Raw genomic sequence first — 21,320 nt, 5'->3', positions numbered from 1 at the left:
CGGTTTCGGTTCGCTCAAGCCGTGGCTTCGATGACCCGGGTCAGCGCCTTGTGCAGCGCCTCCAGCTCGGAGACCTCCATTCCGAGCTTCTCCACCACGCGGTAGGGGATCTTCTCCGCCTCCGCCCGCAACGCGCGACCCGATTCCGTCAGCTCGACCGTCAGCAGCCGCTCGTCCTCGGCGCTGCGCCTGCGCGTGACGTAACCGATCGCCTCCAGTCGCTTGAGCAGTGGCGACAGTGTCGCGGGTTCAGCGCGCAAAGCGAGGCTCAGCTCCTTCACCGCCTGCGGCCCCCGCTCCCACAGCGCCAGCATGACCAGGTACTGCGGATGGGTGAGCCCGTGCGGCTCCAGCAGCGGACGGTAGATCGCGATGACACTGCGCGAAGCGACCGACAGCGCGAAACACACCTGACGCTCCAGTACGAGCGGATCCTCGCCCAGGTCGATCGACTTCGTTTCCGGCCCATCCGAACTCATACCGCCGATCCTAGCGGTGGCCTCGGCGACACTAATGGTTAGCACACTAACGATTAGTGTACTGTTTCAGACGTCGAAGGAAGGGAGTCACCCGATGGCCCGCAAGCGCCCGGACCCGATCCGCTGGCTGTGGTACTCACTCGGCGGCAGGCTGCCCGAGCGCTACCACGAGTGGATCCTCCACGACGCGACCACCGGGAGCTGGCGCTGGCGGCACGTCGCCCGCAGCACGGTGATGATCGCGCCGCTGTGCGCGGTGTGGCTGCTCCTGCCGGGACCTCTCACCCTGAGGCTGGCGATCGTGTTGATGGCCGCGCTCGTGGCGTACTTCTACTCGATGGCCTACATGGAGGAGAGCATCGAACACCGGCTCGCCAAGAACGGCTTCGAACCGGGCATCGGCCGCCGGACCCGCGCCGAAGCCACCGCGATCGCCGAAGCCGAGATCACCGAGCGCTATCTGGCCCGTTACCGCGACCGGGCCGACTCCTGACGTCGTGAAAGCCACGTTCAGCGTCAGGATCACTCGACGTCTCGGATCTTCCGTTGAGCAAGGATGAGCCGAGGCGGGGCAGGCCTGATCGTGGACGCCAGCAGGGCTTCGGTGTTCTGATGCGCGTGAAGGCCCCTTAGACACACCAGCCTCAGGTGCAACGCTTCACGTACCAACGCTCTTTGCCGCTCACGACCCTCGTGACATGTCCCTTTATGGACAGTCAAGAGTCGGGCATGATCCCGCTCCCGCGACCAGGCTCGACGAACCTTCACGGCTAGAGTGCGCGGTGATGAGACGCAAGCTCCGCCCACCGCTCCCGCCTCGGCACGGGCTCGATCCCGCGAGGCTCAAAATGCCGTCCGAGGGACCGTGGACGACGTTGCGGGAGCATCTTGTCGAGCGCCTCCCCCGGGTCGCGCCCGAGCGGATCGAGGAGATGCTCCGCGAGGAACGCATCGTCGGGCTCGACGGGCCGCTGGATGTCGACGCGCCGTTCGTGCCGGACTCGTTCATCTGGTTCCACCGCGACCTGCCCGATGAGGTCGAGGTCCCGTTCGAGGTGTCCGTCGTGCATCGCGACGAGCACATCCTGGTCGCCGACAAACCGCATTTCCTCGCGACGATCCCGCGCGGGCAGCACATCCTGCAGACCGCGCTGGTCCGCCTCCGACGGCGATTCGACCTTCCGACGCTCAGCCCCGCGCACCGGCTCGACCGGGTCACCGCCGGGCTCATCCTGTTCGTGATCACCCCCGAACTCCGCGGCGCGTACCAGACGATGTTCCGGGATCGCCTGGTGCACAAGGAATACGAGGCCATCGCGCGCTACGATCCCGCCATCGCGATGCCGCGTGAGATCAGCAGCCGCATCGTCAAGGAACGCGGGGTCATCGCCGCGCAGGAGGTCGACGGGCCGCCCAACGCCGAAACCCGCGTCGAACTGATCGAGCATCGCGACGGCCTCGGCCGGTACCGGCTGCTCCCCGCGACCGGCCGCACACATCAGCTCAGGCTGCACATGAGCGGCCTGGGGTTGCCGATTCTCGGCGACGACTTCTACCCCGAGCTGACCGAAACCCCGCTCGACGACTTCACCGAACCCTTGCAGTTGCTGGCGAAGGTCCTGGAGTTCACCGATCCGGTCACGAAGGAACGCCGCCGCTTCGAAAGCGGACTGACCCTCAAGGCGTGGACGGACCTCGACGCATGGCGCCGAGGTCCGTGACCCCGGCTCACTTCCGCCAGAACTTGATCCCGCTCCAGGTCACCTTGACCGGCCCGGCGCCGCTGGCCGTCCGGTAGGCCCCGAACTTGTCGTAGTAGCTACCGGCGCTGCTGCTCACGGTCTGCTTCAGCGAACCGTTGATGTACACCTTGTGGGTGCTGCCGACCTGATGCACGGTGTTGACCCGCACCGACGTCCCGACGGTCGCGCCGCTCCCCACGGTCTCGCCGCCGTGGACGGCGTAGAGCCGCCCGCCGCGTTCGACCGCGAGCATGAAGTACGGACCGGCCGTCGGCGCGTCGCGGAAGGTCTGCTTCAGGCTGATCCGGGTGCCGGCCATGCTGGTGATCCGGAACGAGCCCTCGAACTGCCTGGTCCCGCCCGTGTAGGTCGCGTAGCGCCGTTCCGCCCGCTGGTCACCGCTCCCGGTCGAGCAGGTCAGTTCGAAGTCGAGCCCGTCGACGGTGCCGCATCCGCGTTCCTGGACGTTGAACGACGGGTTCTCCGCCGTCCACGGTCCGGTTCCGACCTGGGCGCTCGACGGCATCGCCGACGCCACCAGGCCGAGAACGGCCCCCGCGGCCACCACGGCGGTCCGAAGTCGTCTCCGCATCCTGCCTCCTGCACACTCAGGGCGGCGGTGGTCCAGACCAGGACCAGGGTGCGACTGTACGAGCACGAACCGTCATCGGACAAGAAGCCGGCGCGCCGATGTCCCGCTGATCGGACAACGAAGTGATCTTCGCGCGGCCGGGACGATCGGCCCGGCCGCACCATCCGGCGGTGATCGGAATCATTCATTCCGTTTCGTACTCCATTCCCAGCCCTGAACATTGACAAATGCTTGAAGGCGCATCCAAAAAGGGAAGAATGAGCCTGACGACGTCTCGATACGCCCGATCCGCTCGCGTTTTCTGTTTGTTTTGTTCGGAAGCGGATTGTTACCCGGCGGTTCAGTCGACGATTTCCACTCGCCGTGACCGATCGGCTACCGTTGTCGAGGTTGAGGGCAGGCACGAGGGGACACGAGCAGCCGTGACACAACCGGACAGACAGCTGAACCCGTGGTTGACAGATGTCGACTTCACGATCGCGGAATCCGAACACGTCTACGAAAAGACCACCGAGTACGAATCGGCGGGGCTCGGCGGCGGATACAGTCTGGCTCCGGCCGCGGCGAACGACATGCTCAGCCAAGCCAGGTCGGCCTTGGCGGCCTTGCAGACCCTGCAACGACGAACCGAAAACCTCAAAAGGGTGGAGCCGCCCGCGAAGGATCCCGCGAGCGTCGCCTACAACGCCCGGTTGGTGAACGGGTCGGGCGCGTTCGATCAGGGCGTCGACCACATCACGGTGGAAATCGCGTATCTGGAAGAACTGATCGGCAAGATCGAAGAAGCGTTCAAGAAGATCACCGGCCATGACGCGACCGCCGCCGCCGATATGACCAAGGCCGGAACCCAGCCGGGCAAGGAAGGGGCAGCCGGATGAGCCGCCGTCCGCTGTCCATGGGCGTGCTCGTCGCGGTCGCGCTCATCGGTTCCGGCTGCACCGGGGAAACTCCCGAACACATCCCCTCGCCCGGGAATCCCTCCGCATCCCCTCCTTCGTCCGGCACGCCCTCCGGGTTGCCGTATGCGGGGGCACCCAAGGTAGCCAACCCGTTGCCCGCGACCGTGTTGTCCGGCAGCCCTTGTTCGGATGCCCTCACCGCTGAACAGATCGACACCCTTCTCGGCGCGCCCGTGCACAGCGAAGGCGGCCAAACGCCCGGTGTGGGGCCCGATTGCGGATGGACGAACAGCGCTCGGGGCTCGCAAATCGGCGTCGGCTACGACATCAGCACGCATTCCGGCCTGAGCGGTGTCTACCGGAACACGAAGCCCAAGGCCGCCGTCTGGAAACCACTTCCCGGTATCCAAGGTTTTCCCGCCGTCGGCCATGCCGGCCGATCCGGCAGCACGCCGCCGACCGACTTCTGTGCCGTCACAGTCGGGATCGCCGATGATCTCGCCATCGACGTATCCGTTTCGTTGGGACGGGCCAAGATCGGCGAGGTCGAACCCTGTGACGTCGCGGCTCAGGCGGCGGACGCGGTCGTGACCACGTTGAAAACCAAGGCGGGTGCGTGACGATGTCTCTGTTCGGACGATTGGGGCACGCCGCCAAGGCTCTGGTGCACGAGGCGGAAAAGATCGGCACCGCGGTGGCGAAGACCGCTCGGGACGCGATCGAGTGGGCCGACGACGTGGTTCACGGGAACGTCGGAACACAGGCGGTGCCGATCCCCGAGGTCGTCATCGAGATGATGAAGGGGAACAGTTCGAGCTGGGACAAGGGTGGCACCACCGCCTATCTCGCGTCGAACGCGCACAGCGATATCGCCGCGAAGCTGTCGGCGATGCTCAACAATCTGGAACCCGCCTGGACGGGTAAGGCGTCGGAGGGCGCGCGGGAGCGCACCAAGATCTTCACCAAGGCGATCGATTCGGCGGGCGAGTCGTTCAACCACAACGGCAACAACGTCTCCGATGCCGCGAACGGGTTCAATCAGGCCAGAGACGCCATGGAGCCGATGGGCGATCGGCCTGACAAGAATTTGACGGATGTGGCCACCCCGTGGAACACCGACACCGAGCAAGCGATCGAGCGCTACAACAAGGCAGCGGAAGCGAACAAGAACATCTACGACCGGTATGCGGCGCACTTGGCCGGTCAAGGCTCGGGGCTGAGAACCGACTACGGAGAAATATTCTCGGGGTTCGGGCAGCCGGCGGCGGTCGATCCCGGGCCGGTGCGGGGATCCGGGTCGCGCGGTGACGGCGGCGAGGTCCCGCACGCGCGTCCGGGCGGTCATCCCGTGACGCCGATGGCGGGCGGTTCACCGGCTCCGGGATCGGCGAGTGGCCCTGGCGGGCACGGCTCGGATCCGGCGAGTGGCCCTGGTCCGGTGCATGTGCCCGCAGCCGGCGATGGTCACCTCGGCGACGACAGGACGACGGCGGCGGGCCACCACCCGCTCGACCCGCGTACCGGCCTGCCGCTGCCCGGCGCCCCCATCCCTGGCGTCCCCGGACCGAGCGGCGGCGGTGGTCCGGTCACAGGCGGGATGCACCCGGGCGGTTCGGTGCCGATCGGCGGGGCCGGCGGGCTCGGGAACCTCGGTGGCGCGGCGGGCGGCGGGCGCCAAACCGGCGCACGCGGCCTTGCGGAGGAACCTGGGCGTGGCGGTGCGGGGACCGGACGGGGCACGGGCAGCCGTCCCGGGAGTGGCGCCGCGGGCATGGCCCCGGCCGTCGGGCGCGGAAAAACCGAAGAGGACACCGAGCACAAGCGGAAGTACCTGCAGAACGAGAGTGGCCTGTTCAGCGACGACGACGGCGATCAGGTGGACCCGGCGACCGGTTTGCCGGTGGCGCCGCCGACGATCGGCCTGTGAGCACCGTGGCCGTTCTCGATCACCCTGTCGTCCTGCCCAAGATGATGTTCCTGTCCGCGTGGAACATGATCGACGCGGGCGCGCTGCCTCCCGCTTTCGGCACGAACCTGCACTACTGGACCACTGACGACGCGAAGCGCACGCTGGAGGAGCGCACGCTGGTGTCTCTGTCGGAGCTGGGACTGGCTCGCAACGGCAGGCTCAATGTGTTGTGGCGCAACACTTTGACCGTGCTCGCCAGTGCCGACAGCGAATACTACGCGTTCTCCGGCTTCGCGGATGGGGCCTGCTGCTCGATCTTGATCGCCACGCGGGGCGGGGACGCGCTTCGCACGATCATCGACGACGACGTGGTCGCGCTCGAACCCGTCGACGACAAATGGCATGCCACCGCGCTGTGGGACACGTTGCCGGAGGTGCCCGGCGCGGCCTTACGTCCGGTCACGGTGTCGAAAGCGTTCTACGACGATCCCGAACACGGCCGCGGCGGTCCGCTCGCCGAACCTGTCGACACGACCGACCGGGACCACCTGCGCGACGTGATGACGCGGGAACGAGCGGCGGTGCATCAGATCTACACCGCCAGACGCGACAGCGGGAAACGGTTCCGCAGCACACCGATCACCGCGATAGACCTGGCCGATGACCAAGGGCGGGTATTGACCTACGCCACCGCGGACGAGCACATCGTCATGGTGCCCGCGACCAGCCGGAATTTCATCCTCACCGTCAACGACACCATGAACGGCCTCGGTGGTCGGTACCCCCAGGCCTAGCGAGGATCCCGGTAAAACGCGCCGAGTTCCGGAGCCAGCCGCCCGGCCGGAACGTCGTGGAACTCCCCTTCCAGCTGAACATGCTTCGCGCCAGGGATCGCCTTGGTGGTCACGAGAGCGGCGGTCTTCAGCCAGTCGGTGCTTCCGCTGCTGTTCACGACGAGAACCGGCGTCGCGATCGACGCCAGCCGCTCCGCCGGCACCTTCGAATCGCCCATCACGCGGGCTTCGTAGACCAATGTGGGCGCGAAAGACCGGAGTTCGGCCCACATCGGCGTCGCTTTGGCCTCCTCGACGGCCTCGGCGGGCGAGCCGACGGCCGCGATCATGAACAGTGCGGTGGCCTCGTCCCACCGGTCGGCCGCGACGAGATCGCGCATCTCGTCCGCGTATCCCTCGGGGACATCTTCCGCTTCGGCGCGATAGGGCGGTTCGAAGACCGACAGCCGCGCCATCGGCACCCCCGACGCGGCGGCCAGCAGTGCGAGCGCGCCACCGGACGAGATGCCGTGCACGATCACCGGCTCCGCGAACGAGGCGACGACCGCGGCGAGGTCTTCGATCTCGCGCTCGACCGCGTACGGTCCGGTGTCCCCGCTGTCGCCCCGCCCCCGGCGGTCGTAGGTCACCACGGAGAACTCGGCCGTCAGCTCCGCGACCAGCGGTTCGTCACCGCGGCGGTCGTTGGCGGCGCCCGCCACGACGACGACCACCGGACCCGCTCCGCGCCGTTCGAACGCGATCGGCGTTCCGTCCGCGGACTCGGCTGTGTCGATCATGGGGTTCATCCTGCCCGGCCTCGCCCGGCGGCGCAGGTCATTTATCCGGCTCGAACACGCGTTCGACAAACGGGAGCGGCCGGGGTAGGTTCGGTTGCCATGACACCCGCGCTTCAGGCCTCGCTGTTCGACGAGTGCGCCGCCCTCGGGCTCGGCTCACTCGGCGCGCTCCGGCGCACCGAGCTGACCAGGGGTGCCTGGATCGACGTCCTTCCCGGCTGGCTCACCGGTGCGGACGAGCTGTTCACCCGGCTCGCCGAGGACGTGCCGTGGCATGCCGAACGACGGCAGATGTACGACCGTGTCGTCGCCGTGCCCCGGTTGCTCAGCTACTACCGCGAAGGCATGCCGCTCCCCCACCCGCTCCTCACCGAGGCGCGGGAAGCGCTCTCGGCGCATTACGCGGACGAACTCGGCGAGCCGTTCGTCACCTCGGGTCTGTGCTTCTATCGCGACGGACGCGACAGCGTCGCCTGGCACGGCGACGACACCGGCCGCTCCCGCACCGAGGACACCATGGTCGCGATCGTTTCGGTCGGCGCCGCCCGCCAGCTGGCGCTCCGCCCGCGAGGCGGCGGCGAGACGATCCGGCACGCCCTCGGCCACGGCGATCTGATCGTCATGGGCGGAAGCTGCCAGCGGACCTGGGAGCACGCCGTTCCCAAGACAGCCAAACCGGTCGGGCCGAGGATCAGCATCCAGTTCCGCCCGCGCGGCGTCGCCTGAGGCTTCAGTTCAGCAGCACGGGCAGCGCGTCGACGCCGTAGACGATCGAGACCTTCCGGAACTCCAGCGCGTCCGGTTCGATCGCCAGCCGCATCTCCGGGAACCGGCGCACCAGCGCGGGATAGGCGGTGCGCAGCTCCATCCTGGCCAGTTCGGCGCCGATGCAGCGGTGGATACCCCAGCCGAAGGCGAGATGTGACGTCGGCTCGCGGGTCGCGTCGAACCTCTCCATGTCGTCACCGAGGACGCCGTCGCGGTTCGCGACGCTGAGCGAGCACAGCACGATGTCGCCCTTCGCGATCTGTACGCCGGCGACCTCCATGTCCTCCTTGGCGAACCGCGGGAAGGCCATCTGCACGACCGTCAGGTACCGCAGCAGTTCCTCGACGAACTTGTGGACGGCCTCGTCGTCGCCACGGACGGTCTCGAACAGCGACCGGTCCTTCAGCAGCACGAGAGCGCCGAGCGCGAGCATGCTCGCCGTCGTCTCCAGCCCGCCGGTGAGCACGCCGTCGGCGAGCCCGGCCAGTTCGCGATCGTCGATCTCGTCGCCGTGCTCCTTGATGAGCATGCCGAGCAGGCCGTCGCCCGGGTTCTCCCGCTGTTTCTTGACGATGTCGTCCAAATAGGACAGTGACTCGCCGATCGCCCCGAGCGAGGCGCCCGCGCCGCCGAACAGGTCGAAACGCGCGGTGCTCAGCCGCTGGAAGTCGTCACGATCCTCGTACGGCACACCGAGCAGCTCACAGATCGTCAGCGACGGGATCGGCAGCGCGAAGGCCTCCCACAGATCGACCGGGCCGTCCGCCTTCTCCATCGCGTCGAGCTGCTCGGCGACGATCTCGTCGATCCGCGGGGTGAGCCGCGACAGCCGCCGCATGGTGAACTCCGGGGTCAGCAGACGCCGCAGCCTGGTGTGCACCGGCGGATCGGCGAACCCGAGCCCACCGGGGTTCTGATCCTCGGTGACGCCCGCGTTGCCGACCAGGTTCGTGAAGTCGCTGCTGAACTCGGTCACCTTGCCGAGCACGGCCTTGGCCTCGTCGTAACCGGTGACCAGCCAAGCGTTCATGCCGAACGGCAGATCCAGCTTGCTGATCGGCGCTTCGGCGCGGATCCGGCCCAGCTCGGCGACCGGATCCAGACCGTCGCGTTTGAGCGGCATCAGGGCGTTGTCCGGCAGGATCGACATCTTCGACAGGTCGAAGCCGTTTTTCTGCTGACGCGCGAGGTAGCGGCGGCCAATCCATGCCAGCACGCGCGAGCGAATGCTCCCCATGTTTCCCACCCTACTCCAGCCGCGTAGCGCCTGACCTGGCACAACAGGACCGCCCCGCCCGGCAGGGCACGAATTTCCACGGCCGTTCACCCGCCGTCCCACTCGATTCGTCACGTCCAGGAGGTCGCGCGCGGGCCGCACTGGGTTCCCAGCGAGTGGGAGACGTCGATCACGGTGGGTCACGGCCGGCCGGATCTCACCTGACTTCCGGCACGCGTCGTGAGATTGTCGGACCTTACTGGGAGGATTCGGACATGTCAGCCGCGCTCATCGGACGTGACCATCCCGCGGGGGTACTCCGCGCCGAGATCGCCCGTGCCACCGAAAGCCACGGCGGGCTGGTCCTGGTCACCGGCGAGGCCGGGATCGGCAAGACCACGCTCGTCACCGGCGCCGCCGAAGAGGCCAAACGGCTCGGCGCGCTGGTCCTCAATGGATCCTGCTGGGACTCCGCCAGCGCACCCGGCTACTGGCCGTGGACACAGGTGGTCCGCGGGCTGCGACGCTCGGTCGAGCCGGGCCGGTGGGCCGCGATGGCGGACAGCGAACTGGACGTCCTGCTCGGGGAAGCCCGCGGGGACGGCGCCGCCGACGGGTTCCGTCTCTACGACGCGGTGACGAGCGCGCTCGTGGCCGCGTCCCAGGACCGGCCGGTCGTGGTGGTGCTCGACGACCTGCACTGGGCCGACACCGCGTCGCTGCGGCTGCTCGAGTTCGCCGCGCAGCACACCTGGTTCGAGCGGCTCCTGCTGATCGGCACGTACCGGGACGTCGAGGTCGAGGCGCCCGGCCACCCGCTCCGCGCACTGATGCTGCCGTTGCTCACGAAAGCCACGTCGGTCACGCTCACCGGCCTCGAACCGGACGAAGTCGGCGCGCTCATGGCGAGGACGGCGGGCGCGGAACCGGACGACGCACTGGTCGCCGAGGTCCATCGCCGCACCGGCGGCAATCCGTTCTTCGTCGAGCAGACAGCGCGGCTGTGGCACGGCGGCGGCTCCGCCGAGACCATCGCCCCCGGCGTCGCCGATGCCCTGCAGAGACGGCTTTCCCTGCTCCCCCAAGCGGTTCTCGATCTGCTGACCACCGCGTCCGTACTCGGCAGGGAATTCCACCGCAGACTGCTCGCGGGGGTGGCGTCGGCACCCGTGCCGCAGGTGGACCGGCTGCTCGACCAGGCCGTCGCGGCCCGGCTGGCCGTGGTGCAGGGACAGGGGCGGTTCGCGTTCGCCCACGACCTCGTCCGCGAGACGCTCTACGCGAAGCTGTCCGATCCGGAGCGACAGAAGCTGCATGCCATGGTCGTCGCCACGGTCCGCGAGTCACCGGCGTCGCCGGACCGGCTCTTCCCCGCCGACCTGGCCCGCCACGCCCTGCTCGCCTGCCGGGAACTCGATCCGGATCAGGCCGTCGACCTGTTGCTGGCCGCGGCGATCGACGCCACCGGCCGGATGGCGATCGAAGAGGCGGCCACGCACTACCGGCGGGCGATGGAGGTCGTCGAGGATCGACGACGCCGCGCGGTCATCGCACTCGAACTCGGCGCCCATCTGACCCGCCACCAAGACACCGAAGAAGGCCGCGAGGCCCTCGACGGCGCGTCCGCGCTCATCCGCGAACTCGACGACGCCCATCTGCTCGCCCGGCTCGCGCTGACCCTGGTCCGGGCCGACCACAAGGGTCTCCGGGCCGAAGAGACGGTCCGAGTGCTCACCGAAGCGCACGAGCGGCTTTGCGGCCGCGAGCCCGGCCAGGACAGCACGGTCGAGGAGATGACACAGGAACTGACCGCCTGGGTCATGATGACCGCCCGTGACGATCAGGACGATTCCGCGCTGCTGTTCGGGCTGTGGGCCCGGCACGACGCGATCTGGGGTCCGGGCACCGCCGCGGAACGGGAACGGCTCACCGACGAACTCGTCGCGGTCGGCCGCCGCACGGCGAACCCGGAATTGGAGCATTACGCGGCGTCCTTCAAATGGGTGGCGCAGCTCGAACAGGGCGATCCCCGGTATTTCGAGCAATATCAGGAATTCCTCGCCCTGGCGAGCACCGGCCGCGCGCCGAGTTCGCAGCTGGCTTCCCGGATCGACCAAAGCATCATCGCCACGCTCCAAGGCCGGTTCACCGAAGCCGAGGCGTACATCCAGCAGGTGATCTCGTGCCACCCGGGGGATGATCATCCCCATTTCGGCGATCTGCACCAGCTGCAGCGGTGGATCCGGTGGTGTTTGGAAGGACGGTTCGACGAACTCGTCGGCTTGCACCGCGAGATCTCCCGTAACGGATACGCCTATGCCCGTCTGCTGGAGGCGATCACCGCCGCGCAGCGCGAGGACGCCGGGGAGGCCGTGCGGCTCACGGAGCTCGCGGCAGGCACGAAACCGTATCCCCGCTACCTGGAAGCGTTGTGGCTGCGCTGCCAGGCGCAGACGGCGGCGGTCTCGCGCGATCCGGAACGCTGCGAAGCGGCTCGCGCGCTTCTCTCGCCCTACAGCGGGGAATGGCTGGTTTCCCTGTATGGCTGCGAGACCTCCGGTCCGGTCGACCTCTGGCTCGGCAGGCTCGATCTCGCGCAGGAACGCTGGAACGACGCGGTGGACCGGTTGCGTGGCGCCGCCCTCTCCGCGGACCGGCTGTGGGCGGCGGTCTGGGCGACAGAGGCCAAGTTCTGGCTGGCGGAGGCTTTGCTCGGCCGGAACCTCGACGGCGACGCGGCGGCCGCGGCCGCTTTGCTGTCCGAAGTGGACGATGAAGCCACCGCTCTCGGGATGCGGCACGTCGTGGCCAGGGTGGCACGCACGAGGAAGGACCGGCGGGCTCCGGCGGCGCGGACGGCCGAGTTCCGCCGTGACGAAGCCGTGTGGACCCTGTGCTTCGACGGCGACACCGCGCATCTTCCGGACTCGAAAGGGTTGCGGGACCTGCATTTCCTGCTCGGCAGACCGGGTTCGGAGGTGCCTGCCGTCCGGCTGCTCGATCCCGAAGGGGGCGAGGTGGTCGTCGCCGCCAAGAGCCTCGGCGGGGACGCCGTCCTCGACGACGAGGCGAAGGCCCGGTACCGCGCGCGGCTGGCCGAGCTCGATGAACTGATCGACACCGCGACCGGACTGGGCAAGGACGAGCGCGCCGCGGCGCTGGATCGTGAGCGCGACGCGCTGCTGGCGGAACTGCGGTCCGCCGCCGGATTCGGCGGCCGCACCCGGCGGCTCGGTGACGAGGCCGAACGCGCCCGCAAGACGGTGACCGCGCGGATCAGGGACACCCTGCGCAAACTCGACGATCAGCACCCGGCGCTGGCCGCGCACCTGCGCGCGTCGGTCACCACCGGGTCTTCGTGCCGCTACGCGCCGGACGACAAGGTCCCCTGGCGGCTGTGAGCCGCCAGGGGACCTTGTCGTCCCCAGCTCATTTCCGGTTGTAGAGCCGCATCGTCAGCGTGCCGAAGACCGCGAGGAGGATCGCTCCGGCGATGAGCACCCAGGTGATCTCGCCGCCGTCCCAGTTCCCGTCCATCATCGAACGGACGGCCGCGACCACGTGGGTCACCGGGTTGACGTCGACGAAGGCCTGGAGCCAGCCGGGCATCGTCTTCGGGTCGACGTAGATGTTGCTGAGGAAGGTCAGCGGGAACAGCACCATCATGCTGACCCCCATCACCGACTTCTCGCTGCGCAGCAGCAGGCCGAACATCGTCCAGATCCACGAGAACGCGAACGAGAACGCCAGCAGCAGAAGGATCGCCGCGGCCACGCCGCCGAACCCGCCCGCGGGCCGGAAGCCCATGATCAGCCCGACCCCGAGGATCACCAGCGACGCGATGAGATAGCGCAGCATGTCGCCGAGCAGGTAACCGACCATGGCCGACGGCCGCCAGATCGGCAACGTCCGGAACCGGTCGAACACGCCCTTCTCGATGTCGGTGTTGACCGCGATGCCGGTGTACATGGTGATCATCAGGATGCTGCTCGCCATGATGCCCGGCAGCACGAACTGCAGGTACTGCGTCGGCGAACCGGACAACGCGCCACCGAACAGGTAGGTGAACATCAGCGTCATCATGATCGGGAACGCGGTGACGTCGAACAGCTGCTCGGGCACGTGCTTGATCTTCAGCATCGCGCGCCACCCGAAGGTGACCGAGGTCGACAACGCGCTCGGACGTGGCGGACGGTTCTTCGCGATCAGGACGGCCGCGAGGTCTTCGGGCTTCGGTGCCGCGAGGACCGGTTCGGTTTCTTTGACTGCTGTCGTGCTCAAGCTGCACTCTCCTCAGGCGTGGCGGTGCGGTCGGTCAGTGCCAGGAAGACCTCGTCGAGGCTCGGCTGGCCGAGGGAGAAGGTGTCGACGACGATTCCCTCGCGGGCCAGTTCGGCCAAGGCGTGCGCGGCGTGCTCGGCGGCGCCCTGTTCGGTGCTCTCACCCGAAAGCCGGGCGGTCAGCGCGACCGGGTCCGGTTCGAGCACCACCTGAGCCCCCAGTGTGCGGACAAGCAGTGTCTCGGCCTCCGGGCGCTGATCGGCGTCGCGCAGCCGGACGTGGACGGCACCCGCGCCGACCGACGCCTTCAGCTGGCCCTTGGTGCCTTCGGCGATGACCTTGCCGTGGTCGATGACCGCGATCCGGGAGGCCAGCTGGTCGGCCTCGTCGAGGTACTGCGTGGTCAGCAGGACGGTGGTGCCGTGCCGCACGATCGCGCGCACGATGTCCCAGACCTGGTTGCGGCTGCGGGGATCGAGCCCGGTCGTCGGCTCGTCGAGGAACAGTACGTCCGGGGTGTTGAGGATGCTCGCGGCGATGTCGATCCGCCGCCGCATCCCGCCGGAGTAGTTCTTCACCTGCCGTCCCGCGGCCTCGGTCAGGCCGAACGCCGCCAGCAGTTCCTCGGCCCGCGCGCGGGCGGCCGGTTTGCGATGCCCGGTCAGCCTGCCGATCAGCACCAGGTTCTCGGTCCCGGTCAGATCCTCGTCGACCGAGGCGTACTGCCCGGTCAGGCTCACCATCGACCGGACCGCGTCGGCCTCGCGGACGACGTCCTTGCCGAAGACGCGAGCTTCCCCGCCGCTGGGACGGAGCAGGGTCGCGAGCATCTTCACCGTGGTGGTCTTGCCGGCGCCGTTCGGCCCGAGGACGCCGTACACGGTGCCCGCCGGGACCTTCAGGTCGATCCCGTCGACCGCCCGGTTCTCCCCGAACACCTTGACCAGCCCCGAGGCTTCGATGGCCAGTTCACTCATCTTGGTTGTTCCTTTCCGAAGTTTTCAGCAGACGTACGGACGGGCCACGCGCGCCTCGCGCAGGGCGAGGCCCCACCAGAGGAGTTCGTCGAGCAAGGTGGTCACGGCCTGTCCCTGCCCGTCGCTGTCGAAGGGGGTGCCGTCGCGGGCGAAGGAGCCGTCGAGAAGGTTGAAGGCGACCGTGTCCCGCATCGTCACGGTGTGCAGCTCGGTGAAGATCGAACGAAGCTGCTCCACCGCGTAGAGGCCCTGCGATCGGTAGCCGTAGGAGACGAAGCCGACCGGCTTCACGCGCCACTCGTCGTAGGCGCAGTCGATCGCCTGTTTGAGGGACGCCGGGAAGCTGCGGTTGTACTCAGGTGTGACGACGACGTAGGCCTCAGCCTCGTCGATCCGCGCGGTGAACCGCTTCATCTCCCGCGTCGCCTGCTCCGGCAGCCCGGCGGGCAGCTCGAAGTCGATCAGGTCGAGCACGTCGAGCACGAGGTCGTCCCGGTCGTCCGCCCGGCCGGTGAACCACTTCGCGACGGTGTCCCCCACCCGCCCTTCGCGGGTGCTGCCGATGATCACCGCGACTCGCAGCGGACGGTTGTCCATGACCGACCTCCTCTCGCCTCACCCCTCAGGCGCGAGAAAGCCGCCGGGCGTTCGCTAGATCGGATCTAGCGAACGCCCGGCGGCTTCGGTCGGTGATCTCGCTACACGTCCAGCGCGATCGCGATCGCGCCCAGCAGGGACGCGTCCTGGTCGAACTTCGCCGACACCAGTTCCGGCGGGAACGGCACGGCCTGTGCCAGCCGCTCGCGGAGCGCGGGCAGCAGGACGTCGGCCGAACGCACCAGTCCCCCGCCGACGGCGATGCGCTGCGGGTCGAGCGCGATGGCGAGGTTCGCGACGTGCATCGAGAGTTCGTCGAGTGCCGCGGAGACCAGCTCCTTGGCTTGCGCGTTCTCCCTGGCGAGCGCGAACAGCTCGCCCGCGGTTACCGGGCGGCCGAGCAGCACACTCGCCCGGCCGCCCAGCCCACGCCCACCGACGGCTTCCTCCAGCGGCGCCGCTCCGCTGGCGAATCCGTCGGTGTCCTGCGGTGAGAGGAGGTTGTACCCGATCTCTCCCGCAGCGCCGTTGGCGCCGGCCAGCAGCCGGCCACCGACCAGGACCGCCGCGGCGATCCCGGTCCCCAGTGAGAGGAACACCGCCGGATCGGTGTCCGCGAGCGCTCCCCACCGCCATTCCGCGAGCGCCGCCGCCTTGGCGTCGGTGCCCACTTCGATTCCGACGCCGCCGAACTCGTCCGCGACGAGTTCGGCCAGCCGCAGTTCCTCCCAGCCCGGCACGTTGGGGGCCAGCAGGATGCGGTCCTCCAGCACGATGCCAGGGCTCACGACACCGATGGCGGCGAGACCGTCGGTGGCGCCTTCGTCGGCGAGCAGTTTCCGCGCGGCCGCGAGCGCGCGGCTGACCACCTGTTCGGCGCCCGCGTGCGCATCGGTGTCGAGCCGCCGGGTGGCCAGCAGGCTCCCGGTCCGGTCGGCCAGCCCGATCGCGACCTTCGTCCCGCCGAAGTCGATCCCCAGTATCAGGTCTTCCCCCGTCACTTCCCAGTCCCCTCTTCCACCCCTGCGAACGATTCCTGAATCCCCTTCGGCCCGAACGGCCACACACGTTCCGCTTTCGCGTAGACGAGGAACGCCGCGACGCCGAGCGCGATCCATCCCACCGAAAGCCCGATCGAAAGCCAGGTGGCGGAGAAGTAGATGTAGACCCAGCCGAGCAGCGCGATGATCGTGGGGATCGGGTAGAGCCACTGCCGGTACGGCCGGTCCAGCTCCGGCCGCCGCCGTCGCAGCACCACGATCGCCGCGACCTGCGCGAGCGACTGGACGATCACCAGCACCGTCACCGCCGCGTTGATCACCGCGGTCAGGGTGAGCAGCGACCCGATGGCGGTGATCAGGCCCATCGCCAGCACACCGGCGGTCGGCAGGTGCAGTTTCGGGTGCAGTCTGGCGAACACCGGCAGGAACACCTTGTCGCGCGCGGCCTCGAAGGGCACCCGAGATCCGCCGAGCAGGCCGGCGAACACCGAACCGATCGCGGCGATCACGATGAACACGGTGATCACCTTGGCCGTGCCCGCGCCCCACGCCTGTTCCAGCACCGCGGAGGCCACCGACGTGGCGTTCTTCAGCTCCTCCAAGGGGATCGAGCCGAGTACGCCGAGCTGCAGCAGGAAGTACAGGCTCATGATGCCGAGGATCGAGAAGACGATCGACCGCGGCAGCGTCCGGCCGGGGTCGCGGACCTCGCCGCCGAGGTAGGCGCTGGTGTTGTAGCCGAGATAGTCGTAGATGGCGATGATCAGGCCGGCGCCGAGCCCGGCCCAGAACGCGCCGCCGTCGAGCGAGAACGCGCCGGGCGTGAAGGCGAACGCTTGCGCGCCGTCGAAATGCGTGAACGCCGCGACGATCACCGACAGCGCGGCGAACAGCATGATCGCGAACAGGACGGTGGTCAGCTTCCCGATCTCGCCGATCTTGCGGAACAGCGCCAGCACGATCAGGGCGATGACGCCGAGACCGATGATCTTGCCGAGTCCGGTGGTCCCGCCCTCGTCCGCCACGCCCGGGATCAGGTACCCGAGGTACTGGACGAGGCCGATGATGCCGGTGGACATGATCAGCGGGATGAACAGCACCGCGCTCCAGGCGAACAGGAACGGCATGAGCCTGCCGGTCCGGAAGCCGAACGCCTCACGCAGGTAGACGTAGGTGCCGCCGGCGCCGGGGAGTGCGGCGCCGAGTTCGGCCCAGATCAGTCCGTCGGCCAGCGCGATGACCGCGCCGATGAGCCAGCCGAACATCGCCTGCGGACCGCCGAGGGTCGCCACCATCGCGGGGATGGTGACGAACGGGCCGATCCCGCACATCTGGGTCATGTTGATGGCGGTCGCCTGCAGCGGCCCGATCTTCCGCTCGAGCCCCGGCTGCGGGGATGAACTCAAAACGCGCCTCCCTATTAGTTAGTAAAGTTTCTTAACATAAATTCCGGCGTGTCGGAAGGCCAGGCGGCGAAGTTGTCGCGCACCGTCCGGTGCGGAACTGCCCGAAAGGGCGGAATCCGCGAAATACGCCCGAACGGACCAAGCCGGGACGTATCAGGGGGCCGTCATTCCGCGTCCTTATCCGAAAGGACGTCTTCCAAGGACGGTGAGGTCCATGAAATGGCTGCTCAGCACGGTGCTGGCGATCGCCGCACTCGGCTTCGCGGCGGGCTGCGACGGCACCTCCGCCCCACGGGACACCGCACCCGCCGATGTGACCGGCGGCGGCGTGACCACCGAGGTCGCACCAACGGCGTCGGCCGGATCGACGGCTTCGTCGGCGTCCTCCGGCGGAGGCGGCGGCCACACCGACGATCCGGGGCCGTCGGGGGTACCCGGCAGTCCGATCACCTACGACCACACCCGGATCGGCGCCGAACCGAAGATCGCCAAGTCGAGCATCGAAGACGACATCAGGAAGGTCTGCGGCCCGAGACTGTGCGGGGTGAAGGTGGTGATCGTGGGCAAGGGCGATTGCACCGCGAGCATCACCCACTCCCCGGTCAAACCCGGCGGCAAGGTCACGGTCACCGCGGCCTCGTGCAAAACCGAGGAGACCGAGGAGACCACGACCTCGGAAAGCCCGCCGTCCAGCAGTGAACAGTCCGGCAAGACCACCTCCGGATGACCACGCGGCGGGGCCTGCGCCGTCCGGAGCCGAAAGCCGAGGAACCCGGCTCCGGACCGCCGCAGGCGCTCAAGCTGGTCGGCGCGGTGCTGGCCAACACGACCCTGCTCACCGCACTGCTCTACTTCTTCGGGCTCGTCGAAACGCAGGTGCTCTTCGCGTACTTCCGCGTCCACTACACCCTTCTCGCCCAGACCCCGGACGAGATCTTCGCGCGCGGCGTGGACGGCCTGTACCTGCCGGTGGCCGGCGCGGCGGGGACGGTGCTCGGTTTCCTGATCGCCGTCCGGATCCTGCGGCTGCGTCTCACCGAGACCGCCTGGACCCGGCTGCTCCGGATCTGCACGCCGATCGCGGCCGTCCTCGGTGCCTCGCTGCTGGGCACCACCGTGTTCGTCGCGCTGAATCCGGCGCCGTTCCGCGACCGCCCCGGACTCCCCGGACTCGGCTTCGCCCTCGGCGTGCTGATGCTGCTGTTCGCCTGGCGCCGCTGGGCTCCGGCGTCGCGGTCGAGCCTGCTCGAACTCGTCCTGGCCTACGCGCTGGTCAGCATCGGGTTGTTCTGGGCCGTCAGCGACTACTCGGCCTCCGTCGGCATCCGGCGCGGTTTCGAGACTGCGGCGGGGCTCTCTTCGCGTCCCGCCGCGACGCTCTACAGCGCCGAAAGCCTCAACCTCACCGCGGGCGGTGTCCTCCAGGTGAAATGCGCTGCTCCCGACGCCGCCTACAAATACCGGTACACCGGGCTGAAACTGCTGTTGCAGTCCGGCGGCCAGTACGTGTTCGTGCCGTCGGACTGGCGGGCGGGCACCGGTGTCGCGTTCGTGGTCCCGAAGACCGAGAAGCTACGGCTGGAATTCGGCCCCGCCCGCTCGGTACCGCCCGCCACCTGCTGAGTCAGCCCAGCCGGGGCTTCAGCCATTCGGTGACCGCGTCGTCGACCACCTTCGCGATCGGCAGTTGCGGCGCGGGCTCGATCCCCGGCTCGTCGGCCAGCGGATGCGCGAATCCGGGCACCCGGTTCAGGTGGACGTCATCCGGACGGCTGTACTGCCCGCGCAGCGCGGCGACGAGGTCGTCGGCGTCGGTGCGCAGTGACGGGTAGTCGTCCTCGCCGCTGACGAGCAACAGCGGAACCTGCTTGTCCCGCGCCGATATTTCACCCGATCGTGCGACGAAGTCGAGCCGATCCGCTGCCTGATCCGCTTCGTCGTTCCACGAATAAGGCCGCTCCAGCATGCCTTCCACCTGTCCGACCACCGAACGCGCCCGGATCGCGGGGTTGACCAGTGCCGCCGCGCGGATCGGAATCTCCCGCGTGGCCAGGATCGTGAGCGCCACGGCACCACCCAGCGAACCGCCGACGACGGCCATCCGGGAGGTGTCGAAACCGAAGCGTTCGCGCAGCTGGGCCAGCGCGGCGGGAAACTCCAGGGCGGCCTGCGCGACGATCGGGTCGACGTAGGCGAGCATCGCGTCACGGCGGGCCCGCTCGACGACGGCGTCCATGGTGCCGTCGATCATTCTCGCGCCGCACAACGGCATTCCGAGATAGACGCGCCACGCCGGCACCCCCGCCAGCGGCAACGCGGCCGCGAACGCGGCGTCGGACCGGGGCGCGTCGATCATATGCCAGGCGACGACCACCGGCGCGGGGCCGCTGACCTCGGTCGATGGCGGCAAGGCGGTGAACGGGACCCCCGCGGCCGTGCCGGTAACCGGTTCTGCCACCGCTGTCCTTTCCCGTGCGCTGTCGATCTCCACGATATCCAGGACGCGGCGGAGGGGGACCTCGTTCCGCCACAAGCGAAACAGTATGCCCACGAGGTCACCCCGACGCGCCGCGGAGGTGGTTGCGGACGACCGGCGGCGGCCGAATAGTGTTGCGGCCCGGCCCTTTGGAGGTGAACCGCCCGTGCCCGATGTCGACTACTACGAGGTGCTCGGCGTGGGCAAGGCCGCCTCGGCCAACGAGATCAAGACCGCGTACCGCCGCCTCGCGAAGTCGCACCATCCGGACACCGGAGGTTCCGCGCTCACGTTCCAGCTGGTCCGCGAGGCCTACGACACGCTCAGCGATCCGATGCGGCGCGCGGGCTACGACGCGGGCGGACGCTCCGTACGCGCGCCGATCCGGCCCCGGCCGAGACGTCGCTTCGGCGACGAACCGGGCTACGAGCCCGAGCCGGTCGTGATCGATCCGGAAGACCTCGAATGGTGGGAATTCGCCGCGCAGGACGAACGCGTGCGTCACGGACGGCGGCGCGGCCCCGGGCATACGCCGGTCGTGGCGGCGGTCGGCGGGATGGTGCTGGTCCTGCTTCCGGTACTGACCGGTGTCGGGTTCTCGGCCCCCACCCTGATCGTCTGGCTGATCCTGACCGCCGGAACGGCCCTGCTGGTGCAACGGCTCGCACGCGGCTATCTCGCCGCTTCCCGCGCCAGGACCCGGTTCGCCGCCGAGTTCGGCGGGAAACGCGTGTTCGGCACCCCCGGCACCGAGGCCGACGAACTCGCCGAACGGCTCACCGCCGACCTGCTCGAACGCTATTTGACCCGGCTGCCGGGCGCGCGCATCTTCCACGGCCTCTCGTGGCCGGACTCGGTCTTCGCCGACATCGATCACGCGGTGTTGTGCGGCAAGCGGCTCGTGCTCATCGAATCGAAGCTGTGGCTGCCTGGGCACTACGAAACCGGCGACGACGACCGGCTGCTGCGCAACGGCCGCGCCTTCCGCGGCGGCGGCAGCAGGCTGACCGAGAGCGTCGCCGAATTCCGGCGGATCCTGCCGGGGGTCGCGTTACGCGGGGCGATGATCGTGTACCCGAGCCGGACCGGCGAGGTCACCACGGAGCACGATGACCGCTCCCCCGCGCCACCGATGACGCCGGAGCAGTTCCTGCACGAGATCGGCGGCTGGCTGGCGGCGGAGCCGTCCACTGTGGACTCGGCGACGATGCGGACCGTGCGGGACCGCGTCGTGGGCACCGTCTAGAGGTAGCCCGCGTGGGTCCGCCGGTCGGCTCCACCGCCAGAGCGGGACGCGGCGAACCTGTCGTGATGGACCCGGCGGGAGCGGCCTCACGCGAAGTGTCCTCACCCGGCTCTTGACTGTCCATAAGGGACACTTTACGAGACGAAGGTGCCCGGTTT

21 protein-coding genes are annotated in these 21,320 nt (G+C 68.7%); 11 read left to right on the top strand and 10 right to left on the bottom strand.

All coding sequences use genetic code 11. The features are described 5' to 3' along the window. Positions 1-14: 14 nt before the first annotated feature. Entirely contained in the window at positions 15-479 is a 465-nt protein-coding gene (locus ACZ5ZX_RS28445) for a MarR family winged helix-turn-helix transcriptional regulator (RefSeq protein ID WP_465505035.1), read from the bottom strand. A gap of 94 nt (positions 480-573) precedes the next feature. Here ACZ5ZX_RS28445 and ACZ5ZX_RS28440 point away from each other — a divergent pair, with 94 nt between their 5' ends. Together ACZ5ZX_RS28440 and ACZ5ZX_RS28435 are read left to right on the top strand one after the other, a co-directional pair. After that, positions 574-972 (top strand): DUF5313 domain-containing protein, encoded by a 399-nt coding sequence (locus tag ACZ5ZX_RS28440; protein WP_465505034.1) that lies wholly within the window; start codon positions 574-576, stop codon positions 970-972. A gap of 292 nt (positions 973-1,264) precedes the next feature. Next, complete coding sequence (locus ACZ5ZX_RS28435) at positions 1,265-2,200, top strand: RluA family pseudouridine synthase (protein WP_465505033.1); 936 nt, start codon at positions 1,265-1,267, stop codon at positions 2,198-2,200. Between the two features lie 7 nt (positions 2,201-2,207). On the opposite strand, the gene ACZ5ZX_RS28430 is transcribed toward ACZ5ZX_RS28435, so the two are convergent. Continuing rightward, positions 2,208-2,813: a hypothetical protein gene (locus tag ACZ5ZX_RS28430; RefSeq protein WP_465505032.1), complete on the bottom strand. Its 606-nt coding sequence runs from the start codon at positions 2,811-2,813 to the stop codon at positions 2,208-2,210. A 227-nt stretch (positions 2,814-3,040) separates the two neighbouring features. Between ACZ5ZX_RS28430 and ACZ5ZX_RS28425 the strand changes: the two genes are divergently transcribed. From ACZ5ZX_RS28425 to ACZ5ZX_RS28410, 4 genes are read left to right on the top strand one after another with little or no spacing between them, the layout of a single operon-like run. Beyond that, positions 3,041-3,691 (top strand): hypothetical protein, encoded by a 651-nt coding sequence (locus ACZ5ZX_RS28425; RefSeq protein ID WP_465505031.1) that lies wholly within the window; start codon positions 3,041-3,043, stop codon positions 3,689-3,691. Further along, positions 3,688-4,332, top strand: coding sequence for a DUF3558 domain-containing protein (locus ACZ5ZX_RS28420; protein WP_465505030.1), 645 nt, complete (start codon positions 3,688-3,690; stop codon positions 4,330-4,332). Before ACZ5ZX_RS28425 ends, ACZ5ZX_RS28420 begins: the two co-directional genes overlap by 4 nt. Next, entirely contained in the window at positions 4,329-5,639 is a 1,311-nt protein-coding gene (locus tag ACZ5ZX_RS28415; RefSeq protein ID WP_465505029.1) for a hypothetical protein, read from the top strand. Before ACZ5ZX_RS28420 ends, ACZ5ZX_RS28415 begins: the two co-directional genes overlap by 4 nt. After that, positions 5,636-6,415: an ESX secretion-associated protein EspG gene (locus ACZ5ZX_RS28410; protein ID WP_465505028.1), complete on the top strand. Its 780-nt coding sequence runs from the start codon at positions 5,636-5,638 to the stop codon at positions 6,413-6,415. The genes ACZ5ZX_RS28415 and ACZ5ZX_RS28410 overlap by 4 nt, the downstream gene beginning before the upstream one ends. On the opposite strand, the gene ACZ5ZX_RS28405 is transcribed toward ACZ5ZX_RS28410, so the two are convergent. Then, complete coding sequence (locus ACZ5ZX_RS28405; RefSeq protein WP_465505027.1) at positions 6,412-7,194, bottom strand: alpha/beta fold hydrolase; 783 nt, start codon at positions 7,192-7,194, stop codon at positions 6,412-6,414. The genes ACZ5ZX_RS28410 and ACZ5ZX_RS28405 overlap by 4 nt on opposite strands. Positions 7,195-7,293: 99 nt before the next feature. Here ACZ5ZX_RS28405 and ACZ5ZX_RS28400 point away from each other — a divergent pair, with 99 nt between their 5' ends. Then, positions 7,294-7,920: an alpha-ketoglutarate-dependent dioxygenase AlkB gene (locus ACZ5ZX_RS28400; protein WP_465505026.1), complete on the top strand. Its 627-nt coding sequence runs from the start codon at positions 7,294-7,296 to the stop codon at positions 7,918-7,920. 4 nt (positions 7,921-7,924) lie between these two features. Here ACZ5ZX_RS28400 and ACZ5ZX_RS28395 read toward each other — a convergent pair whose 3' ends face one another. After that, positions 7,925-9,199, bottom strand: a complete 1,275-nt coding sequence (locus tag ACZ5ZX_RS28395) for a cytochrome P450 (protein ID WP_465505025.1) — start codon at positions 9,197-9,199, stop codon at positions 7,925-7,927. Between the two features lie 254 nt (positions 9,200-9,453). Here ACZ5ZX_RS28395 and ACZ5ZX_RS28390 point away from each other — a divergent pair, with 254 nt between their 5' ends. After that, positions 9,454-12,579: an ATP-binding protein gene (locus ACZ5ZX_RS28390; protein ID WP_465505024.1), complete on the top strand. Its 3,126-nt coding sequence runs from the start codon at positions 9,454-9,456 to the stop codon at positions 12,577-12,579. A gap of 28 nt (positions 12,580-12,607) precedes the next feature. Here the strand turns inward: ACZ5ZX_RS28390 and ACZ5ZX_RS28385 are convergent, their stop codons facing one another. The 5 genes from ACZ5ZX_RS28385 to ACZ5ZX_RS28365 form a co-directional block, all read right to left on the bottom strand. Next, positions 12,608-13,459, bottom strand: a complete 852-nt coding sequence (locus ACZ5ZX_RS28385) for an ABC transporter permease (protein ID WP_465505023.1) — start codon at positions 13,457-13,459, stop codon at positions 12,608-12,610. Beyond that, entirely contained in the window at positions 13,456-14,436 is a 981-nt protein-coding gene (locus ACZ5ZX_RS28380; RefSeq protein WP_465505022.1) for an ATP-binding cassette domain-containing protein, read from the bottom strand. The genes ACZ5ZX_RS28385 and ACZ5ZX_RS28380 overlap by 4 nt, the downstream gene beginning before the upstream one ends. 24 nt (positions 14,437-14,460) lie before the next feature. Then, complete coding sequence (locus tag ACZ5ZX_RS28375) at positions 14,461-15,033, bottom strand: NADPH-dependent FMN reductase (protein WP_465505021.1); 573 nt, start codon at positions 15,031-15,033, stop codon at positions 14,461-14,463. 101 nt (positions 15,034-15,134) lie between these two features. After that, the gene (locus ACZ5ZX_RS28370; RefSeq protein WP_465505020.1) at positions 15,135-16,034 is read right to left on the bottom strand and encodes an ROK family protein; all 900 of its coding nucleotides are present in this window, start codon (positions 16,032-16,034) and stop codon (positions 15,135-15,137) included. Continuing rightward, positions 16,031-17,440: an APC family permease gene (locus ACZ5ZX_RS28365; RefSeq protein ID WP_465505019.1), complete on the bottom strand. Its 1,410-nt coding sequence runs from the start codon at positions 17,438-17,440 to the stop codon at positions 16,031-16,033. Before ACZ5ZX_RS28365 ends, ACZ5ZX_RS28370 begins: the two co-directional genes overlap by 4 nt. A gap of 214 nt (positions 17,441-17,654) precedes the next feature. Here ACZ5ZX_RS28365 and ACZ5ZX_RS28360 point away from each other — a divergent pair, with 214 nt between their 5' ends. Together ACZ5ZX_RS28360 and ACZ5ZX_RS28355 are read left to right on the top strand one after the other, a co-directional pair. Beyond that, a complete protein-coding gene (locus ACZ5ZX_RS28360; protein ID WP_465505018.1) occupies positions 17,655-18,167 on the top strand; it encodes a hypothetical protein in 513 nt (170 codons plus the stop codon). Beyond that, positions 18,164-19,063 carry a hypothetical protein gene (locus ACZ5ZX_RS28355; RefSeq protein WP_465505017.1) on the top strand — a complete coding sequence of 300 codons (900 nt, stop codon included), beginning with the start codon at positions 18,164-18,166 and terminating at the stop codon, positions 19,061-19,063. Before ACZ5ZX_RS28360 ends, ACZ5ZX_RS28355 begins: the two co-directional genes overlap by 4 nt. A 1-nt stretch (position 19,064) precedes the next feature. On the opposite strand, the gene ACZ5ZX_RS28350 is transcribed toward ACZ5ZX_RS28355, so the two are convergent. Continuing rightward, complete coding sequence (locus tag ACZ5ZX_RS28350) at positions 19,065-19,898, bottom strand: alpha/beta hydrolase family protein (protein WP_465505016.1); 834 nt, start codon at positions 19,896-19,898, stop codon at positions 19,065-19,067. Between the two features lie 184 nt (positions 19,899-20,082). Between ACZ5ZX_RS28350 and ACZ5ZX_RS28345 the strand changes: the two genes are divergently transcribed. Further along, positions 20,083-21,162 carry a J domain-containing protein gene (locus ACZ5ZX_RS28345; protein WP_465505015.1) on the top strand — a complete coding sequence of 360 codons (1,080 nt, stop codon included), beginning with the start codon at positions 20,083-20,085 and terminating at the stop codon, positions 21,160-21,162. Positions 21,163-21,320: the final 158 nt, after the last annotated feature.

The organism is Amycolatopsis sp. NPDC033938 (assembly GCF_055575975.1).
This window is presented reverse-complemented; position numbering and strand designations above follow the sequence as displayed.